The organism is Kangiella sp. HZ709 (assembly GCF_009674675.1).
Taxonomy (GTDB): domain Bacteria; phylum Pseudomonadota; class Gammaproteobacteria; order Enterobacterales; family Kangiellaceae; genus Kangiella.
On record NZ_WKJC01000001.1, the window covers coordinates 324,624 to 343,882 of the forward strand.

Annotated in this window: 1 protein-coding gene; it reads left to right on the top strand. The window is 42.1% G+C overall.

The features are described 5' to 3' along the window. The first annotated feature begins 97 nt into the window (after positions 1 to 97). Positions 98 to 19,258 (top strand): putative Ig domain-containing protein, encoded by a 19,161-nt coding sequence (locus GJS41_RS01595; RefSeq protein ID WP_154245591.1) that lies wholly within the window; start codon positions 98 to 100, stop codon positions 19,256 to 19,258. The last annotated feature ends 1 nt before the right edge of the window (position 19,259 follow it).

A 19,259-nucleotide genomic window follows, 5' to 3' on the forward strand; every position in this document is an offset into this window, starting at 1 on the left:
AAATGCAAATTTGCATTAAACAATCCTAATTTTTATTCGAATTAACTAATAACGAAAAAAGATAACAATAATCATCATTATTGATCAGGAATATTTAATGAGCGCAACGATTCTTTCGAACGATTTAGGTCTTATCAACTCATCTTTATCCTTGTTGGGTCAATCCTTTGGCCAAGCGGCTTTAGGCCAAGCAGGGGAGCGCAGTTACGTCAATGCGTTATCGGGCAATTTAGTGGTCCAACATCGCGACCAATTGTTGGTGGGCTTAGGCGTCGATGCAGCTTATACGCGCACTTACAACAGCCAAGGTCAATTGGATGATGATAACGGCGATAATTGGCGCACGGGTGTTGCTCGCTTAAAGCCCGTTCAGGGGGCGGCTAATAGTGCTAGTAGCAGCATCACTCGGGTGAATGCTGATGGTAGTGAGACGGTGTATTTATACGATACAGCCAGTGGCAAGTATCGTTCAACGGATGGTTCGGGTGCTCACGATACCATCGCATTGAACGGTGACGGCACCGCGATTTGGTATCAAGACAATGACACAGGCTTGCACGAGATTTATGCTGCCGACGGTCGTATGATTGAGATGCGCGATAGGGACAATCGTAAGACCTGGTTCAGCTACATTAACCATCCGACTTCCAGCGGTGACTGGTTGCTTAAAAAAATCACCAACTCTTCGCAAGCCATCGTTTTGGATTACCTGATGGGCACCAGCACCTTAAGCGCTATCCGTATCAATACAACGGAAGTTAATGGCGATGAAGAGACCAATACCAGTAAGACAGTTTCTTATGGCTATGACGGTAATGGCCGCTTGGATAGAGTGTCGGTGGACTTAACACAGGAGAATGCTAACGACAGCAGTTTCTACGAAACGACCTATTCTTATGTGGGCGATACCAATCGCATTCGCACCATCAGTCAAAGCGATGGTACCAGCGTTACTTTCACTTATGAGAATAATGCAGGTCAGTACCGCGCCAAGACGGTGACCGATGGTACTGGCAATGTGATGACTTATACTTACGACTTAAGTAACAGCGTTGGCACCTATACCAAAGTCGAAGATACGCAAGGTCACAGCAGCCGTTTTTATTACGATACCGAAGGCCACTTAACGCGCAGCGAGAGCACGGCGATTGATGGTCGTAATTATGGCGTGGATTATGCTTACGATGCTGCCGGTAACGTTACCTCCATTACAAAGTATGGTCGCTTAAGTACTCAAAATAGTTTTGAGTCGTCTGACACGACGGTTTTTGAATACGATGCTCAGGGTAACTTGACCTTAGAGCGCGATGCTTCGGGCAATACCATTACTCGCACATATACCCCTAACAATCAGTTGGCGACGGAAACACTGTATTTAGTGGCAGATCCGGATGGCGCAGGCGTCGCTCTGCCTAGTGAGCCGTTAACGACCCGCTATGTCTACGACTTAGAAGGTCATGTGCGTTTTATTTTAAGCCCGCAAGGTGAAGTGGCCGAGCGTTTGTACAACCCGTCGGGGACTTTGGCTAAGGAGTACATTTACAGTCAAAACACCTTTGATGTGAGCAGTTTCAGTAAAGAGCAGACGCCAATCTTATCGGCGTTAGAGTCCTGGTCAGCAGGCTTGGATAAATCGGGCTCTATCTTGACTCAATACGCAGTGGACTTTAGAGGTCAGGTCATCAGCTCAACCATCTTTGATGAGGTGAATGCTGGCGGTGCGGGTGTTGGCACTGGCTCAAAAACGGAATACATCTATAACCACCGCGGTTTGTTGCTGCAAACCATCTCGGCTAACGGTCAAATGACGTCTGATTTAAACGATTATAAAACTTCGTACAGCTACGATGGTATGGGTCGCTTGTTGAGCATGACGGATCCTGAAGGCAACGTGGCTTCGACGGCTTACCACAATGGTGGCCAAATCGTCTCCAGTTCGCCGAACGGTTTATTGCGCACGACTCAATACGACGCAGCAGGTCGATTAATCAGCAGTGTGGCGACCGATGGCGCTTCAGCTCAGTTTGGTGCGAGCAGTACCCATTACGATTCGCGCGGTCAGTTGGTGGCGAGCCGTGACCAAGATGGGGCGATTGATTATATTTTCTATGACAACTTAGGACGCGTCAGTCATACGGTGGATGCGACTGGCTCAGTGGTTGCTTTTGAGTATGACTTTAGAGGCAATGTCGAAATCACCACGGCTTATGCTAACCGCATTAATACCACCGGTTGGTACAACTCGACGACGGATACTTACAGTTTAGCGGAGCGTTTTGATGCGGCTTGGTTGACGGTGGATTCAGCTCATGACCGCGTGAGCAGTAGTACTTACGATGCTTCCGGTCGTTTGCAGAGCATGACCGGCCCTGAAGGTACCGTGACTGAGTATTTTTACGATGGTGCCAACCGAGTGGTGAAGACCGAAATCAGCGGGGTTGATGGCACTCGTGTTACCCGTACGTTTTATGATGATTCTGGTCGCATTGAAGCGGCTTTGGATGCTGAAGGTTATTTGGTTCATAACGAATACGATGCCGCCGGCCGTTTAATTAAAACGACGGCTTATGCTAAACAAACCAGCGAAGGGTTACGAGCCACAAGCACCTTCGCACAACTGCAAGCAGATGCCAGCAACGACTTAGTGTTGAATCTGAATAATGTCGTCAGTCGTTTGATATATGACAGCCAAAACCGCGTAGTGGGTTCGATTGATGCCGAAGGTTATTTAACCGAGACGGTTTATGACTTACAAGGTCAAGTGACGAGTACGACTCGTTATGCGAATCCTGTAGCGGATGCGAATTTAGATAAGGCTTCCTTAGGAGAGGTGCGTCCAGCAGCCGTAACTGGCAAAGATCAAACCTCAAGCTTTACTTACAATGAACGCGGCTTGTTAGAAACGAGTACGGATTATGAAGGTGTGGTGACGAGCTATCGTTACGATGCACAAGGTCAAGTGATTGAAACCACTCGTGGTGTAACGGATGTTCGTCGCTCCTACAACCAGTACGATGCCGCAGGGCGCTTGATTGGTAGCGTTAATGGTGAAGGCTCGGATGAGCTGGGTGCGAATGCTACGGATACAAACATTGCGGGTAAAGTTTCAACGCATGGAACTCAATTTATTTACGACCAAGCCGGACGTTTAGCTAAGAGCATTGATGCCAATGGTAACACCAGTATTTTCTTTTACGACCACGAAGGTCGCCAGATTTTTACGGTGGATGCTGAAGGCGCCTTAACCGAAACGGTCTACAACGCTTTTGGTGATGTACAAAAGAGCATTCAATATGTTAACCGTTTCCCAGAAGGGCGAATGGACGCTTGGGAAGGCGGTTACATTGATCAAGCAGCCGCTCAAGCTATCGTCGATGAAATCCGTGATTCATCCAAAGACACAGTAACCGAATTTAATTATAACCGTCGTGGTCAGTTATTAGAGGCGATGCGTCAGGTGACTAACTCGACGGGTAATTTATCGCACTATAACTCGAGCAACGCTTACAATACTTGGGGTGAAATGAAGGCCTCGACTCAAGGAATAGACTTTGAGTCGGTAGCCAACGGTAAAGCGGTGACCACCGAATACCTATACGACCAACGTGGTTTAGCCACGAGCGTTATCCGTGACGCCGGCGGTTTAAACCTCACCACCAAAACCGAATACGATGCTTTTGGTCGTGCGGTGAAAGTTTGGGATGCCAATAACAATTTTAGTCAAATTGAGTATGACCGATTAGGTCGTACCGTGGTCACGACAGATCCATCCAATTCAACTCGCTCAATGGCTTACGATGCCTTTGGTCGAGTGCTGACGCAAACCGATGCCTTGGGCAATCAAGTGCGCTATGAGTACAGCGACTCTGACAAGAGCTTAACCAGTTTCTTTGAAGAAGGCGTGTCTACAAAATCAATCCGTAATGAGCATGGCGAGACGGTGGTTGCGTTCGACGGTAAGGGCAACAAAACCGAGTTTGTTTACGACAAGAACGGCCAGCTGAGCAAGACGATTGATGCTTTAGGCAATGAAACGCGTAACGAATACGATAACGCGGGTTTATTAACCGATACTTATGATGCTAAAGGCAATCGTACTCAGTTTAGTTACGATGCGGTGAATCGTGTTTTAGAAAAAACTATTGATCCGGATGGTTTAAACATCAAAACGACTTACGCTTACGATGGCAAAGGTCAAGTGGTGACTGCAACCGATGCTAAAGGCGTTAAGACACAGACGCATTACGATAAGCTGGGTCAGGTTACCGAAATCGTTGTAGACTCAACGGGCTTAAACATCAAAACTCGCTACGAGTATGATGGTCAAGGCAATCAACTCAGAGTGATTCAAGCGCCAGGTCAAGCTGAAGAGCGAGTGACGGAATATCAATACGACAATTTGGGTCGTTTAGAAACAAAGATCCAAGATCCAAGCGGCTTAAATATCCGTGAGAGTTACGCTTACGACTCGAACGATAATTTAATACAGTCGACTGATGCTAGTGGCGCAGTTACTCGCTTTGCATACGACGAGAAGAACCAACTTCGATTTACGGTAGATGCTGAAGGGTATGTCTCTGAGAATGTCTATGATGTTGAAGGCCGAGTCATTGAAACTAAGCGCTATGATAAAGCTATATCTTTATCAGGGACTATTTCTGAAACGAGTGTTAGTAACTTGTTAACAGGCTGGTCTGTAATAGAAGATTTTACCGATGTATCTTCTTCTGATTTCAACACTAGTACGTTTGATCATCCATCTGGGGCATTGACGTTAGTAGATGGAAAGGCAGTACTACAAAAACAAGACTACTCCACTAATACTTGGCCGTCTTTAATAACGAATAAACGAGTAGACATGGACTCAAAAGTAAATCTTACTTTTGAACTTACTACAACTGATTTTTCAGGAAACTACTCTATTACGGGTTTGCACAACACCAAGAGCTGGGGCAGTGACGAATTATTTAGACACTCTATATATATAACTGGCGGTAATATTTATGCTTATGTGGTCGAGCAGTCAAATAGTAAGAACGTACGTTTAGGCAGTCCAAATGCCAATACGACATACGTAATTGAGCAAATTGTAGAAAATGGAGTATCGACTTTATATGTTTATGAGAAAGGTCAGAGCCGAGAAGAAGCATTTACACATTCCTTAGCTGTTTCTGGTGAAGTTTGGGGTGATACACGCTTTCAAGCCTACTCCTTTGCCGGCCCAGGAGTATCTGGTGATGCAACTTACCTAGACAACTTTAGTATTAGAGAAGAATTGGCTTTTAGCGGTACTAAATACTTTTATGATGATTTAGGTCGCCAACAATACTCAATTGATGGAAATGGCTATGCATCTGAAACGATTTATGATGCGAGTGGTAACGTCGTTCAAGTTAATCGTTTTGAAGGTAAAGTTGCTAGCCGAGATTTGGCTGGCATTAGCTCATTGGACAAAACCACGGTTTCTACTCAGTACTTCTCGTACGATGCTGCTAACCGTCAGGTGTATTCGATTAATGCTGAAGGGCATATCACTAAGAATGAATTTGATGCCAATGGCCAAGTCATTGCTCAGCATTTATATACCGATTTAAATCTTTCAAATTTAAGTTTATCTACCGATTATAATGCACCCTCCGAGGATATTAACTCTTGGGAAGTCTACGATAAAACGCCTGAAGGGGCGACTATCAGTCGCGTTTTTGATACTGAAGCGAATAAAGAAGTTATTCAGCTACAAGGTTCTGGTCGAAGCAATGGTTATCGTTTGTGGAGTAATAGCTCAAAAGCTTCATGGGTAAATACTAATCAATCGACTATCAGTTGGGATATGAAATATTCCCAAGGATATACGATTTATGTCAGCACCCAAACCAATAAAGGGCATCGTTATGCAACTTATTACGTGGGTGATGGCCAAGACCGCTACAACAATAACGGTTACTCTCTTCATTATCTAGGTAACGATTTACATGATGGAAATTGGCATACCGTAACCAGGGATTTGCAAGCGGACTTAGCACAAACGGACCCTGATATTGAGCTTCTTCATGTTAATGCTTTCTTGATTCGTGGTAGCGGTTTAATTGGCGACATTTCTTTAGAAACCAACTTGTCAAAAGCTTCAGAGGTTGAAGCGGCGATTAATGCTTACTCTGGTGATAAAACTACCAATGCCTCTCGCACTATTTATGATAATGCTGGTCGTGCGCAATATGTGATTAATGCTGAAGGGCATGTCTCTGAAAATGTGTTTGATGCCAATGGTAATATTGTTGAAGTTAAACGCTATGCATCACAAGGGCATGAATCAAATTCTAATCAGTTCATCGGTTCAGTAAGCTGGCAAGATTATGAAACAGGTATAGAAGCTTCTGGGGATTCATTAAAGTTAGACGATGCTGCACCAGCAGGATGGAAGTATGGAACTCGAAGTCAAGAAACCATTCGAGGAGAAGGTTTTGTTGAGTTTAGTATGCCTGTGGCGAATAAAAATGTCATGGTCGGTTTTAATGATGCATTTGCGACTAATGGCTGGACAGATTTAGATTTTGCTTTCTATCATTATACTGATGCTCATCTTAGAATTTATGAAGAAGGCGCTATTGAAAAACTGATACATAATGCAGCTAATCCAGACAATCGCTACCGTATCGAACTGAAAGATGGCAAAGCGCATTACTACGTAAAAGCCCCTGGTTCTCAAAGCTTTGACTTAGTGCACACTTCAACTCGTAATGTTGATCCAGCTAAAGAGTATTTTGTGGACACTTCAATTTATCGCCCTGGCGGTGAAGTTGTCGATGTTGAGTTAGGACCTCTTTCTATAACGAATCAAAATTATATTTCGACAAAAACCATCGTTGATAATTTAGGTCGCGGAGTTTATAGCGTTGATGCGCTAGGTTACTTAACAGCAAGTATCTACGATGATGTAGGTAACTTGATTGAGTCGCGCCAGTATTCGGATGTTTTCAATACTATCGCTGCAAATTCAACAATTGCAGAAATTAAAGCCTTAACCGCAAATAAAGACTATCGCTCAGAACGATTTACTTACGATGATTTAGGACGTGTGGTATTCAACGTGGATGCAAAAGGCCATGTGATTGAAAATGGCTATGATGCTAATGGCCGGGTTACGCGTGTGTTTGAATATGAAAAAGTTTACGTTGGAAATGACTTTTCTTTATCGGCCTTGCAAACGGCCTACAATAGAAGTAGTACTGCTTTAGTCTATCGTGAAACGCAAACGCAATACGATGACTTAGGTAATGTGGTAAAAGTTATTGATGCTGAAAATTATTCAGAATCTTATACGTACAATTCGCTCAATCAAGCCATCACTTTTACTAATAAAAAAGGTGATACTTGGAAATATGCATATGACCGGTTAGGTAACTTAACCAGCGAGATAACACCTCAAGAAACGGTTCATTATTATAATTCAGCTGGAACACTAACCTCTGAGTTATTAAAGCTAGTCACTCGTATGGAATACGACTATATGGGCAATGTGACCTCTCGTACTGAAGCTTATGGTGAGGCATTTGCTCGTACCACTAAGTACGGTTATGACGTTATGGGCCGTCAGAACCGTGTTGAACATCCAATCACTAAAACATCAACAGGAACTGATGTTAAGTATGAAGTTGATACTTGGTTTGATACGCAAGGTAATGCCGTAGTTAACCGTGATGTACAAGGCAATTACAGTTACAAAGCCTATGATGATTTAAATCGCGAACGTTTTGCAGTAGATGCCGAAGGCTATGTTACTGAATACCGTTATGATGCTTTTGGTAACAAAACCGATTTAATTCGTTATGCGAACAAGTTATCGGGTTTCGATGCTAAAGGCGCTAATGCTTATACAGAAATAGAACTAGAAACAGCTGTTCAATCACTTGCATCCAGTGATGACCGTCGCTTGCAGCATCTGTATAACGATAAAAATCAATTGATTGAAACGATTGAGCCGCAAACTTTGATTTACGATGCGCAAAGTCAAACCACTTATCAGTTTGCACCAAGAACGACCTACCAATACAACGCTTTTGGTGAGCTGGTGAAAACTGCTAAGTTGATCCAGGATGCGCAATCAGGTCGAGGAGAAGTGTGGGCTTCAACTTTCTATTATTACGATGATTTAGGTCGCAAGGTCACTGAAGTTGATGCTGAAGGTTACATGACTCAATACACTTATGATGTGTATGACCAAGTGGCTTCTCAAACTGAATATGCAACAGCTATCGATTCATCGGTATTGGTTACTACTAATGCACCAGTTGTTCCACTTGCTGGTTCCAACACCGGTAATAGTGCTACTGGCTTAGATCGTCTAATTTCTTTTGAGTACGATAAGCTGGGGCAGTTAGTAAAGCAGCATCGTGAAGACGTTATTTACCAAGATGATGATGGTAATAGCTTGGCACCGAGTCGTATCACTTCAGAGAGTGTTTATGATGCGGTAGGGAATGTAGTTCAGACCATTCAGGCTGGTGTTACGGTCAATCAAACTTTCTACAACAAGTTAGGTTCGAAAGTTGGTATTAAAGGCGCCGCGGTATCTGTTTTAAATGATACCAATGTCAATGGTGGGATTGATCCGTCTCAATTAGTGACTCAATCGGATAGAACGACTAATGATGTGGTTTCGCATGCATTCAATACGACGACTATGTCTTCTTACAGCAGTTTTAAAGTTGATGCATTTGGAAATGTTCTGCAAGTAAGAGATTCTGCTGCCGGCTATGTATCCAGTATTCCGGCCGAATCCGCTGATGACCGAGTTTCAAATTATGTGTATGACGCCCATGGCCGTGTGACTACTGAGACCAATGCAGAGAATCACTCTACTCGATATCAGTACGATCAATTAGGCAATATTCTAGTTACTGAAAAAGATTATCAAGGCAGTAAGGGCACCCAGAGTTTTGTGGCTCGCAGCACTTATGAGTACGATAGAGCGGGCAGACAAATTGTTACTGAAATTGAGTTAGGTGCAGCAAATCAGTTAGCCTCTGCGGCAGTTGAGAATCAAGTAGTTGCCGTGGTGTATAACGCCTTTGGTGAAGTGATTGCAAAAGGTGATCATAAACAGGGTAGCCTGAGTGATTCGGACTATATTACCAGCTTGCAAGAGCAAATGATCTACGATAATGCAGGACGAATAGTCGAAGAAAAACGTCTTGATTATGCATACGATAAAGATACCAAGCAAATACAAGATAATGGATTTATTGTTCATAAAAGTTATAGCTACAATGAGTCTGGAAAGGTTGCAAAAGAGTCTGAACTTTCAATGGGCGACAAAGTTTATTATTACGATAAGTTAGGGCGGGACTTAAAGACTGAATATCAATCAACTACTCAAAACTTTAAAGATTCTGCTGCACCGGCTACTTTGACACCTACAACTGAAAAAACTTTAGACCGTTGGGGCAACGTTTTAAAGTTTGTCGATATGCGTAGTCAAACGAGTTATATGCGTTACAACCAGAGTAATCAGGTCGTTTTCCACCAAGCTCCAACTATGTTCGTTAATGGACAAGAAGCTTGGCCAACGACCACTTACGGTTATGATAAATTTGGTCGAGAGATTATAACTGAGGATGCTCGTGGTAATAAGCGTTTAAAAGAATATAACGACCTTGGTCAATTAACAGTTGAGAAAAACACTTTAGGCTATGAAACGCATTACGCTTACGATGTACTAGGCAGACAAATTGCTAAACAAGCTGCAAACGGTTATGTCACTACTCAAATTTATGACAAGTTGGATCAAGTTTTGTCGATCGGAGATCTTCGTAAAAATGATTCTGAGTTATGGGTTAACCAAGTCTTAACTCAATTTGAATATAGTGCCTTAGGTAATAAAACTAAAACAAGTCATGCACAATCAATTGAAGCTAATGGCACCATCAAGTGGGCTGATAACTTTGTTGATTACGATGTAAAAGGTAATACGATTCGCGAAGAAAAAGTTATTACCGGTTCGACAAATTTAATCAAAGAGCACGTCTATGATTCGCAAGGTTTTAAAATTGAAACCGCAAATAATCTTTCAATTAATAACAGCTTAGAAAATGATCGCTTAAGCTGGACTTATGACTATTTTGGGCGAATACATCACTATAACGATTTAGCTGCTAGAGATTATATCTACGTCTATGATGATAAAGGTCAACTTACCTTCAGAGGCTATACTAATCAAGTTACGGTTGTAGAAAGAGAACCAGGCTCTCCGTTAATTGATTTTACTTATGATGAAACGGTCGGCATTCATTACGAGTATTATGAGAATGGTCAAATTAAGTCGGTGGATGATTATACCACTGACCGTCATGCTAAATATGAATATGATGAGCAAGGTCAAAGAACTTACGAACATATTCAAGGCAAAACTAAAGTTGGCAACGAATGGGAGACATACCAACAAAAAACGATGACTGATTACGATAGTCATGGTCGTATGGCTCGGGTTGTTGTTGATGATGTTATACAAAATAAAGTGACATTAGATGCCCGTTATTTCTATGATGAAATGGGCAATCGTACTTTAGTTCGTGTAGCTGATAGTTACTCTTCAGATGATATCGTTGAATTTAATACCGCACCAACAGTAAACAAAGCGATTAATGATGTTAGTCTTGAAGAATTGGCTACATTACCTGTTTCAATCGGAACAGATCTGTTTACTGATTTAAATGTTGGAGATACCTTAACGTATTCTGCTCGCTTAGAATATGGAGTTTACGAAGGTAATGTTTATAACAGTTTAGCAACAGCAGATTTACCGCAGTGGCTCCAGTTCAATGCAAATAATATTTCCTTTAATGTAGCAAGCCCGCCAAAAGGTGCTTCGCAATATACAGCTTCTGGAGAAGGTGCAGGCGTACATCGTGTTTTAATTACTGCAACGGATTCACAAGGTGCAACGGCATCCACTCATTTTAATGTCGCCATTACTCCTTATCAAAATAAACGCCCGACAGTCGATGCTGGAGTTTCCACTATCGCCGTAGATGAACTGTCGGTTATTAACCAACCGATAAATGCTAATGCTTTCGCCGATGTTGAAGGTGATGTTTTAGCCTATTCTGCAAAATTATTAGAGTGGGTCGATCCGCCTGCTTACACTGTTACAGAAGGGCCAGATACTATTGTCATTGATCCTCCTGGAAGATGGGAAGTACGAGACTTACCATCTTGGTTATCGATTAACGCAGCAGGTGTTTTCTCTGGAAATGCTCCTGCTCTAGCTGACCATCAAGATACCACCTATCGTTTACGTGTTTATGCAACAGAGACAAGCACTTCAGAGTTATATCAAACTTATAGTGATTTTGACTTTATCGTTAAGGGTATTAACGTAGCGCCTACTATTGACGCGGGTTTAGGCGGTGAAAAATATGCCGAAATCGGCACTGCATTTAATTTCCCAATTCCAACAAATGCCTTTGAAGATGGCAACAATGACGCTTTAACTTACACCGTTACCGGCAAGCCTTCTTGGATGCAATTTGACGGTGCCAAGTTGTATGGCACGCCGCCATTAGGAAGCGATGGTTTGTTTACTATTACGATTACTGCAAGTGATGGTGAGTTCAGTGCTAGCACGACGGTAAAAGTTCGAGTGAATTCTAAGCCTACAGCTTCAGGAACACTGCCTAATTTAAGTTACCAAGCTCAACGACCAATGAGTTTTAATGTCCGCACGCCGTTTGCAGATGCTGATGGTCACGGTCTAACTTATGAAGCAACTTACTGGAACGGTTCTACCTATGTAGCATTACCAAGCTGGTTAGCAAGTGGTTTTAATGCTTCAAATGGTTCCTTCACAGTGACTCCGCCAAGCTCAGCTGTTGCTAACTATACCATTAGAATTCGCGCAACCGATGGCTTTGCTATTTCTAGCCCTAAAAACTTTACTTTAAGTATTACACCTTATGTCAATCAAGCGCCAACGGTTGTTAATGCTATAAGTAATAAAACCGTCAACGAAAGTAGCTTATTTAGTTATACGGTCCCAACGATGACGTTTAACGACCCAGACGGGCATAGTTTAACTTATACAGTTGTTAAAGTGGTTCCGGGTCATTACGAGTGGGTTAGTGTACCTGGAGGTCCTGGAGAGCCAGATGATTATGTACAACAGTGGGTTCCAGAAGCAGAAGTTGCCTTAAACACAACAGGCTGGTTGTCTTTCAATAACTCAACTCGTGTAATTTCAGGAACACGCAACGGTATTACCACTAACGAGCTAACAATTTTGCGAGTTAAAGCCACCGATCCGCATGGCGCAGTAGCAAAAGAAGATTTCAATTTAACCGTTTTAGCAGCGAATGACGGTCCTACCGTAACCGTTGCTCCGGCGGCCAGTTATTATGCTGAAATTGGTCAGGCGCTTGTTATTGATTTACCTCAAAATACTTTCACAGATATTAATGGTGATAGCTTAACCTATACGGTAACCAATAAACCTAGCTGGTTAACTTTCACAGCTTCTACACTAAAATTTACGGGTACTCCTACACTAGCAAATGCAGGCACCTATAATATTAGTTTAAAAGCGAATGATGGCCGAGGTGGAACGGCAACTACCATCGTAAAAGTTGTGGTTGATGCAGCACCAGTAACGACGGGTACTTTATCCAATAAGTCATACCAGGCGACCCGCACCTTTAGTTTGAACTTGGCTCAGTATTTTAACGATCCTAACGGTGATGCATTAAGCTTTGTTGCCAAGAATAAAGTTACCACCACGATTCATGATCATGAACATGGAACTACAGAAACATTTACCTCATATCAAAACTTGCCAAGTTGGATGAGCATTAATGCTTCTACAGGTATTTTGACTGGTACACCGCTAACTTCCGAAGTAGGCGATACTTTTACACTGCGTATCACTGCATCTGATGGCCAAAACAGTGTCTATCGTGAGTTTAATTTGTCGGTATCTGCCTTTGTAAATCAAGGTCCTTATGTTAACAGTTATTTAGCCGATCAATCAGTTCAAGAAACTGGTAGTAAAGGCTATACCTTCTCGTCTACAGCATTTAAAGATAACGATGGGCATAGTCTAACTTATAGTGCCAAGTTAAACAGTGGTGCTAGTTTGCCGAGCTGGATTAGCTTCAATGCTTCGACGCGTACTTTTACCTTTAATCCGGCTTACGGCCACAAAGGTGCACATGATATTCGTGTCACTGCTAGTGATGGTAATGGTGGAACAACATCTGATGTGTTCCGTGTCAACGTATCGGCAGGTCCAAACCGTGCGCCTTATGTTAATGCGGCTATTCCAAATACTTCAGTTCAAGAGACTGGAAGCAAAAATTACGTATTCTCATCAACGGCATTCAAAGATCCTGATGGTAACGGTTTAACTTACAGCGCCACTTTATCAAACGGCACAAGTTTACCGAGTTGGCTGACCTTTAATGCTTCGACTCGCACATTTAGCATGAGTCCTACTTACGGTCATCAAGGTGCTTACGATGTTAAAGTTAAAGCCCAAGATCCGTCTGGCTTAAGCATTACAGATACATTCCGAATCACAGTTACTCAAGGCCCAAATAGAGCCCCTGTTTTAAACACCGCTCTAGCCAATAAAGCCGTTCAAGAAACAAAGACTTTAACTTATCAATTTGCCTCAAATGCCTTTACTGATCCGGATGATCATGGCTTAACTTATAGCGCTTCCTTATCAAATAACAGTAGCTTACCAAGCTGGATTACGTTTAACGCTTCCACTAGAACATTTAGTTTCAATCCGGCTTATGGTCATAAGGGTGAGTACGATATTAAAGTCACAGCAAACGATGGTAATGGCGGCACAAAGTACGATGTTTTCCGTCTTTCGGTAACGCAAGGTCCAAATCGTGTACCTTACGTTTCTACGGCTTTAGTTAATCGTTCAGTTCAAGAAACTAAAACGGCAACATACCAATTTAGCTCGACTGCATTTAGAGATCCGGATGGAAATACGTTAACTTACTCAGCTTCACTATCGAACAATAGTAGCTTACCAAGCTGGATTACCTTTAATGCATCCACAAGAACGTTCAGTTTCAATCCTGCTTACGGCAATAAGGGACAATATGACATTAAAGTCACTGCCAACGATGGTAATGGTGGAACAGTCTATGATGTATTCCGTTTAAGTGTTAGCCAAGGCCCTAATCGTGCCCCTGTGGTAAGCGCAGGCATTCCGAATGTGGCTGGACAAAAGAGCACTGCGTTTAACTACACATTCCCAAGCAATGCCTTTAGTGATCCAGATGGCAATACCTTGACTTATATTGCGCAATACTACACGCCAGCAAGCTGGGAAATTACTGGTTGGGATCAACATGGCGAGCCTATTTTAACGCAAACGCCAGCGCATTGGTCCAACACCTTACCGAGCTGGCTAAGCTTTAATGCAAGCACGAGAAACTTTAGTGGTACGCCGCCACGTAACTTTGCAAGCACAGTGCAAATGCGAGTTTTAGCCAGAGATCCGTCAGGGGCTCAAGCGATAGATACGTTCAATATTAATTTATCGGAAGCGCCTAACCGAGCTCCAACAGTTGTTAATCCAATAACGGATAAGAGTATTTATCAAGGACAAAGCTGGAGCTATGCGTTTACGACCAATACTTTTGCCGATCCAGATGGCAATCCTTTAACCTATACTGCTAAACAAAGTAATGGTAGCGCTCTACCAACTTGGTTAAGTTTCAATGCTTCGACTCGAACCTTCTCAGGTAATCCGACTACAACTGGCATCTGGTACATACAAGTTACCGCTAATGACGGAAATGGCGCTACTGTTAGTGATACCTTTAAGTTAACCTCGGTAACTCAGCCGAACTCAGCTCCTTACGTGGCGACAGCATTACCTAATCAAGTTGTTGATCAGTACGATAGTTTAGTATGGTCATTCTCAAGCACAGCTTTCCGCGATGCTAATAATGACGTTCTAACTTACAGCGCAACCTTAAGTAATGGAGCGGCGTTGCCCAGTTGGTTAACCTTTAATGCTTCAACCAGAACTTTCGTTGCAGGACCAAATACTTACGGTGCTTTTGATATTAAAGTCACTGCTAATGATGGCAAAGGTGGTACTGTTTCTGACATATTCCGTTTAACCGTTGTTCAATACAGCGGTGGTGGAGGCGGTGGCGGTGGAGGCGGCGGTGGCATTCAGCTATTTAGCGTAGCCTCACCAACGCTACTGGAATCTAGTAAAACAAATAAAGGGCAGGGTAAAGGCAAAAAAAGTAATGATTTGAATAGTTTCTCTTTAGAATCGAGTAACCGATTGTCAACAACATCGACAAGCAGCTTCTCGACTCAAAGTCTTGAGGAACCAAATACAACGCTAGACGAGCCAACGATTATTCCTGATGCGCCAGAGGTCCCAATTTATAACCCCGGTGATTACAATTTTGATACCACCGTAGTGGGTAACATCCGCGAATATACCTTCGCATATGATTCTGAAAACCGTGTTGTCGATATGTTGGATTATAAAGTTCAAGCATCGGGTAACGACTATGTTCAAGCGGCAGGAACACAAAAACGTAGTTGGATTGAGTATGATGAAACGGGTAATCAAATCCTACGAGCGACTAAAAATACTCATGGTGCGATTGTTGCTGAGATGTTTGAGTATGATCAACAAGGCCGAGTCACCAATGTTTATAACAGTAGAACCTTAGCTTCAAGCAAACCAGGTACAGCTGCGATTCCTGCTGTGAATTGGGAAAATGCAACTGAACGCCGCGCTGCAATTAGCAACGGTGATGTTTGGGACTTACATTTGACTAAGCGTTATGACTTAGCAGGTCGAGTGGTTGAATCGCGCGAATATACCAGAGAAGTTAATACCCATACGGTCAATTATGCAAGCCAGCTACCTGGATCAAATCAAGGGCAACAGGACTATTACAGCATTGACTTTGGTAAACAATTGAAACGCCATACCGTAAACTATTATCGTGATGATGGTAATTTAACGAAGAGTGAAATTTTAGGTTTAGGCAAAAATACTTACCAATCAATGATGCAGACTATCTATTTAGATTTTGTGCGTGATATTGGTTACGACCCGAATGCAATACAACAAGAAATGCAACGAGTTGCTTATCAATTTAATGCTGAGACCAGTGGTAGTTTAAGACTCTTAAATACCGTTAGTTATGGTGGTAGCTCTACAATAGGTTATGATAATACCGGTAAAATAATCGGTTATACCTTAACCAAGCATACGGCAGGCTTGAACGATAACGAATCTAAATCGTCTTATATACATACTTATCAGTATTCCTATGTGAAGTTTGATGGTTATTTAGAGTCAAAGGTTCATGGTACCAGTAAAGATTTAGACGGAAGTTCGAATCATTATAAGCCGGGTACGACTTTGTCTTATTACGATAAGCACGGTAATCGCACCAGCGTTACTGAATCCTACGATATCGATGGCTATAAGAAATACCAAGCACGTTTCTTAGCGTATAACTTAGATGGCCATATTATTCGTAAAGATACAGGCGAGTTTGATGACGGTATTTATACCTCTGAACACTTGATTGAAGATGAAGACGGCGCCCAAGCAAACAGTAGCTGGAATCTGCAAAAGAAAGAACACGGAACCACGCATTATTATTACGCTAATGGAAAACAATTAGGACAGATCGACGGATACGGCCGTATCGACTTTAGCGACATGGGCTTTACCGCCATGACTAAAGATGTCTCGACTTCGGATACGACTTATACCGCTAACACAGGCGATACACTGCGTAGTATTTCTCAGATGTTCTATGGAACTTCTGATTTATGGTATCTAATTGCTGACGCTAATGGATTCCAAGAAGACAGCGAGCGCATTGTTCAAGGCCAATCCCTAACCATTCCAGGTAAGGTTAATAGCTTTAATGATGCCAACACTTTTAAAACCTATAACGCTGCGGAAATCGTAGGCGATACCACCCCAGGTATCCCATTCGTACCGCCACCGCCAAAACCAGGTTGTGGCATTATCCAGATCATTATGATTGTGGTTGCGGTTGTGGCGACAATTTATACAGCAGGAGCTGCTGCGAGTGCATTGGCTGGAACTACTGTTTCAGGTACAGCCGTTCTTAGTGGCGCCGCCGTAAGTGCAGGAACAATTGGCGTCGGAACTGCTGTTGCGGGAGCTTTTGTCGGTGGTTTTGTTGGAAGTGTAGCTTCTCAATTGACAGGTAAAGCTTTAGGTGCTGGCAATAGTTTCTCATTAAGAAGCGCCTTCTCCAGCGGATTAACAGCGGCCGCTACCGCAGGTATTGGAGGTTACTTATCGGGAACAGAAACGTTTGGTGAAGCTCATAAAGCGATAGAAGGAGCTAAGCAGTTAAACACTTGGGGTAAAGTTGCAGCTGGTGCTTTGTCCGTTCCTATTGGAGTTGCTTCAAATAAACTTGCAGGGATAAAAGATAGTTTTAGCTGGAGAAATGTTGCTGTTTCTGCAATTTCAGCTGGTATTAATAGTTATATTGGTGAAACTGAAATTGGCAATCAATTGGGGCTTGGAAGTGCTATTGATGATAAGAGTGGATTTAGTTTAGCCAATGTAGCTCAACAAACTTTACAAGGAGTTGTTCAAGCGGGTGTTAGGCATACAGTGCAGAAAAATATTGCAAAAAATGGTACTTGGAGCTCTCGTCAAGTTGCTGCTAATGCCTTTGGAAATGCTTTAGCTAATGGCATTATTTCAGAGATTCAGTTGCAATCAGTTCCAAAGAAAACCCGTGAACTTGGAGATAAAGCTACTAAGGCTTATCTAGCATCTATGGCAGCAGGGTTATCTTCAAAAAGTTCAGAAAGTAATGGTACTACTGCATATAATAAAGAGCTCAAAAATGCTTATGCTAGATATGAGGCTGACCCTTCTGACTCTAACAAAAAAACCATTACAGAAATTCTTGGGCGCTCCATAGGCGGTTTAGGTGCTTTATCGGATAGCTCAGGTTCTGAAGATGCTACAAGTATCAATACTAAAGCTCAAAATTATAAAGACTTAATAGATCATGGAACCAGTATAAATCAAATTGGTACAAGAGCTTCTGAAGATGATGAGTTTTTTAATCAAATAGTCAATGACATACGTGAAAATGGCTACAGTTCTGATTATGCAAGAATTAGTGGTTTGACTTTAAAAACTGATGATAATGATTTATTAGCTAATACGGTGCTTTCTAATAAAGAGCAATTTGTAAATTCTATTTATGATAAAGCAGAATTTGCTATTGCTTTAGGTGTAAAAGGGTTAAGAACTATCGGCTATACAGAGTTTACAGATTTACAGTCTTTAGGCCTAAGTGAACTTCCTGACGTTGACCATAGTTTTATGAAGTATGTTGGGAGTGATACTTTGGACTATTTTGGTGATCCAGAATCCATGCAAGGCTTGAGCCGAACAACACTAGGCGCTTTAAATATGGCTGGATTTTTAGATTTTAAGACCACCTATATGTTAGATAACTTAGGTGGGGAAATTAGAGGTTCAAAAATTGATTTAGCTATGGCTGCAGTTACACTTGGCGGAAGTATACTTAAAAATCCGAAAGGAGTAGTTTCTGCTTTTAAAGGCGCTAAAGGTTTTACTTTGAATACACTTGCCTTAGGAGTTAAACAGTTAAAATTAATAAAAGGTATTGCAGCTGGAAAGCTGTCAATGATTTATTCTAAGGTAGGTAATTTAAGATCTAGTCTGACACATATTGAGAATAGGATTGCTAGACGAATAGACGGTAGAGAAATAGGTGTTATTATTGACTCTAAGAATGGAAATGTAATTAATATTACTAAAGGAAATCGGCCGATAAACGGTGCTCCTGCTTCAGTAAGATTTTCGAGCGATGCTATTAGAAGTATGAGAGGAAATATAGTCACTCATAATCATCCTAGCGGCGCTACGTTTTCGTGGCAAGATATAGGTACTGCTTTGGGTGCTGGCGTTTATGAGATGAGGGCGGTAGTCGAATCTGGTACCCATATTATAAAATTTAGAGATGGTGCAAAGTACTTTGGTAAAGGTGATGATGCTATGAATCATATTGCTGGTGCTTATAAATCAACTCAGGTTGAAATTCTGAGTGATATTAAGTCTGGGGCTTTAAATGTTAGCAACTTAAATACGGTACAAAAGGTAGATCTAGTATTTCAAAGAATGTTACCTAAAATTGATGGTATTATTTATGACTTTATACCTAGGAATTAAA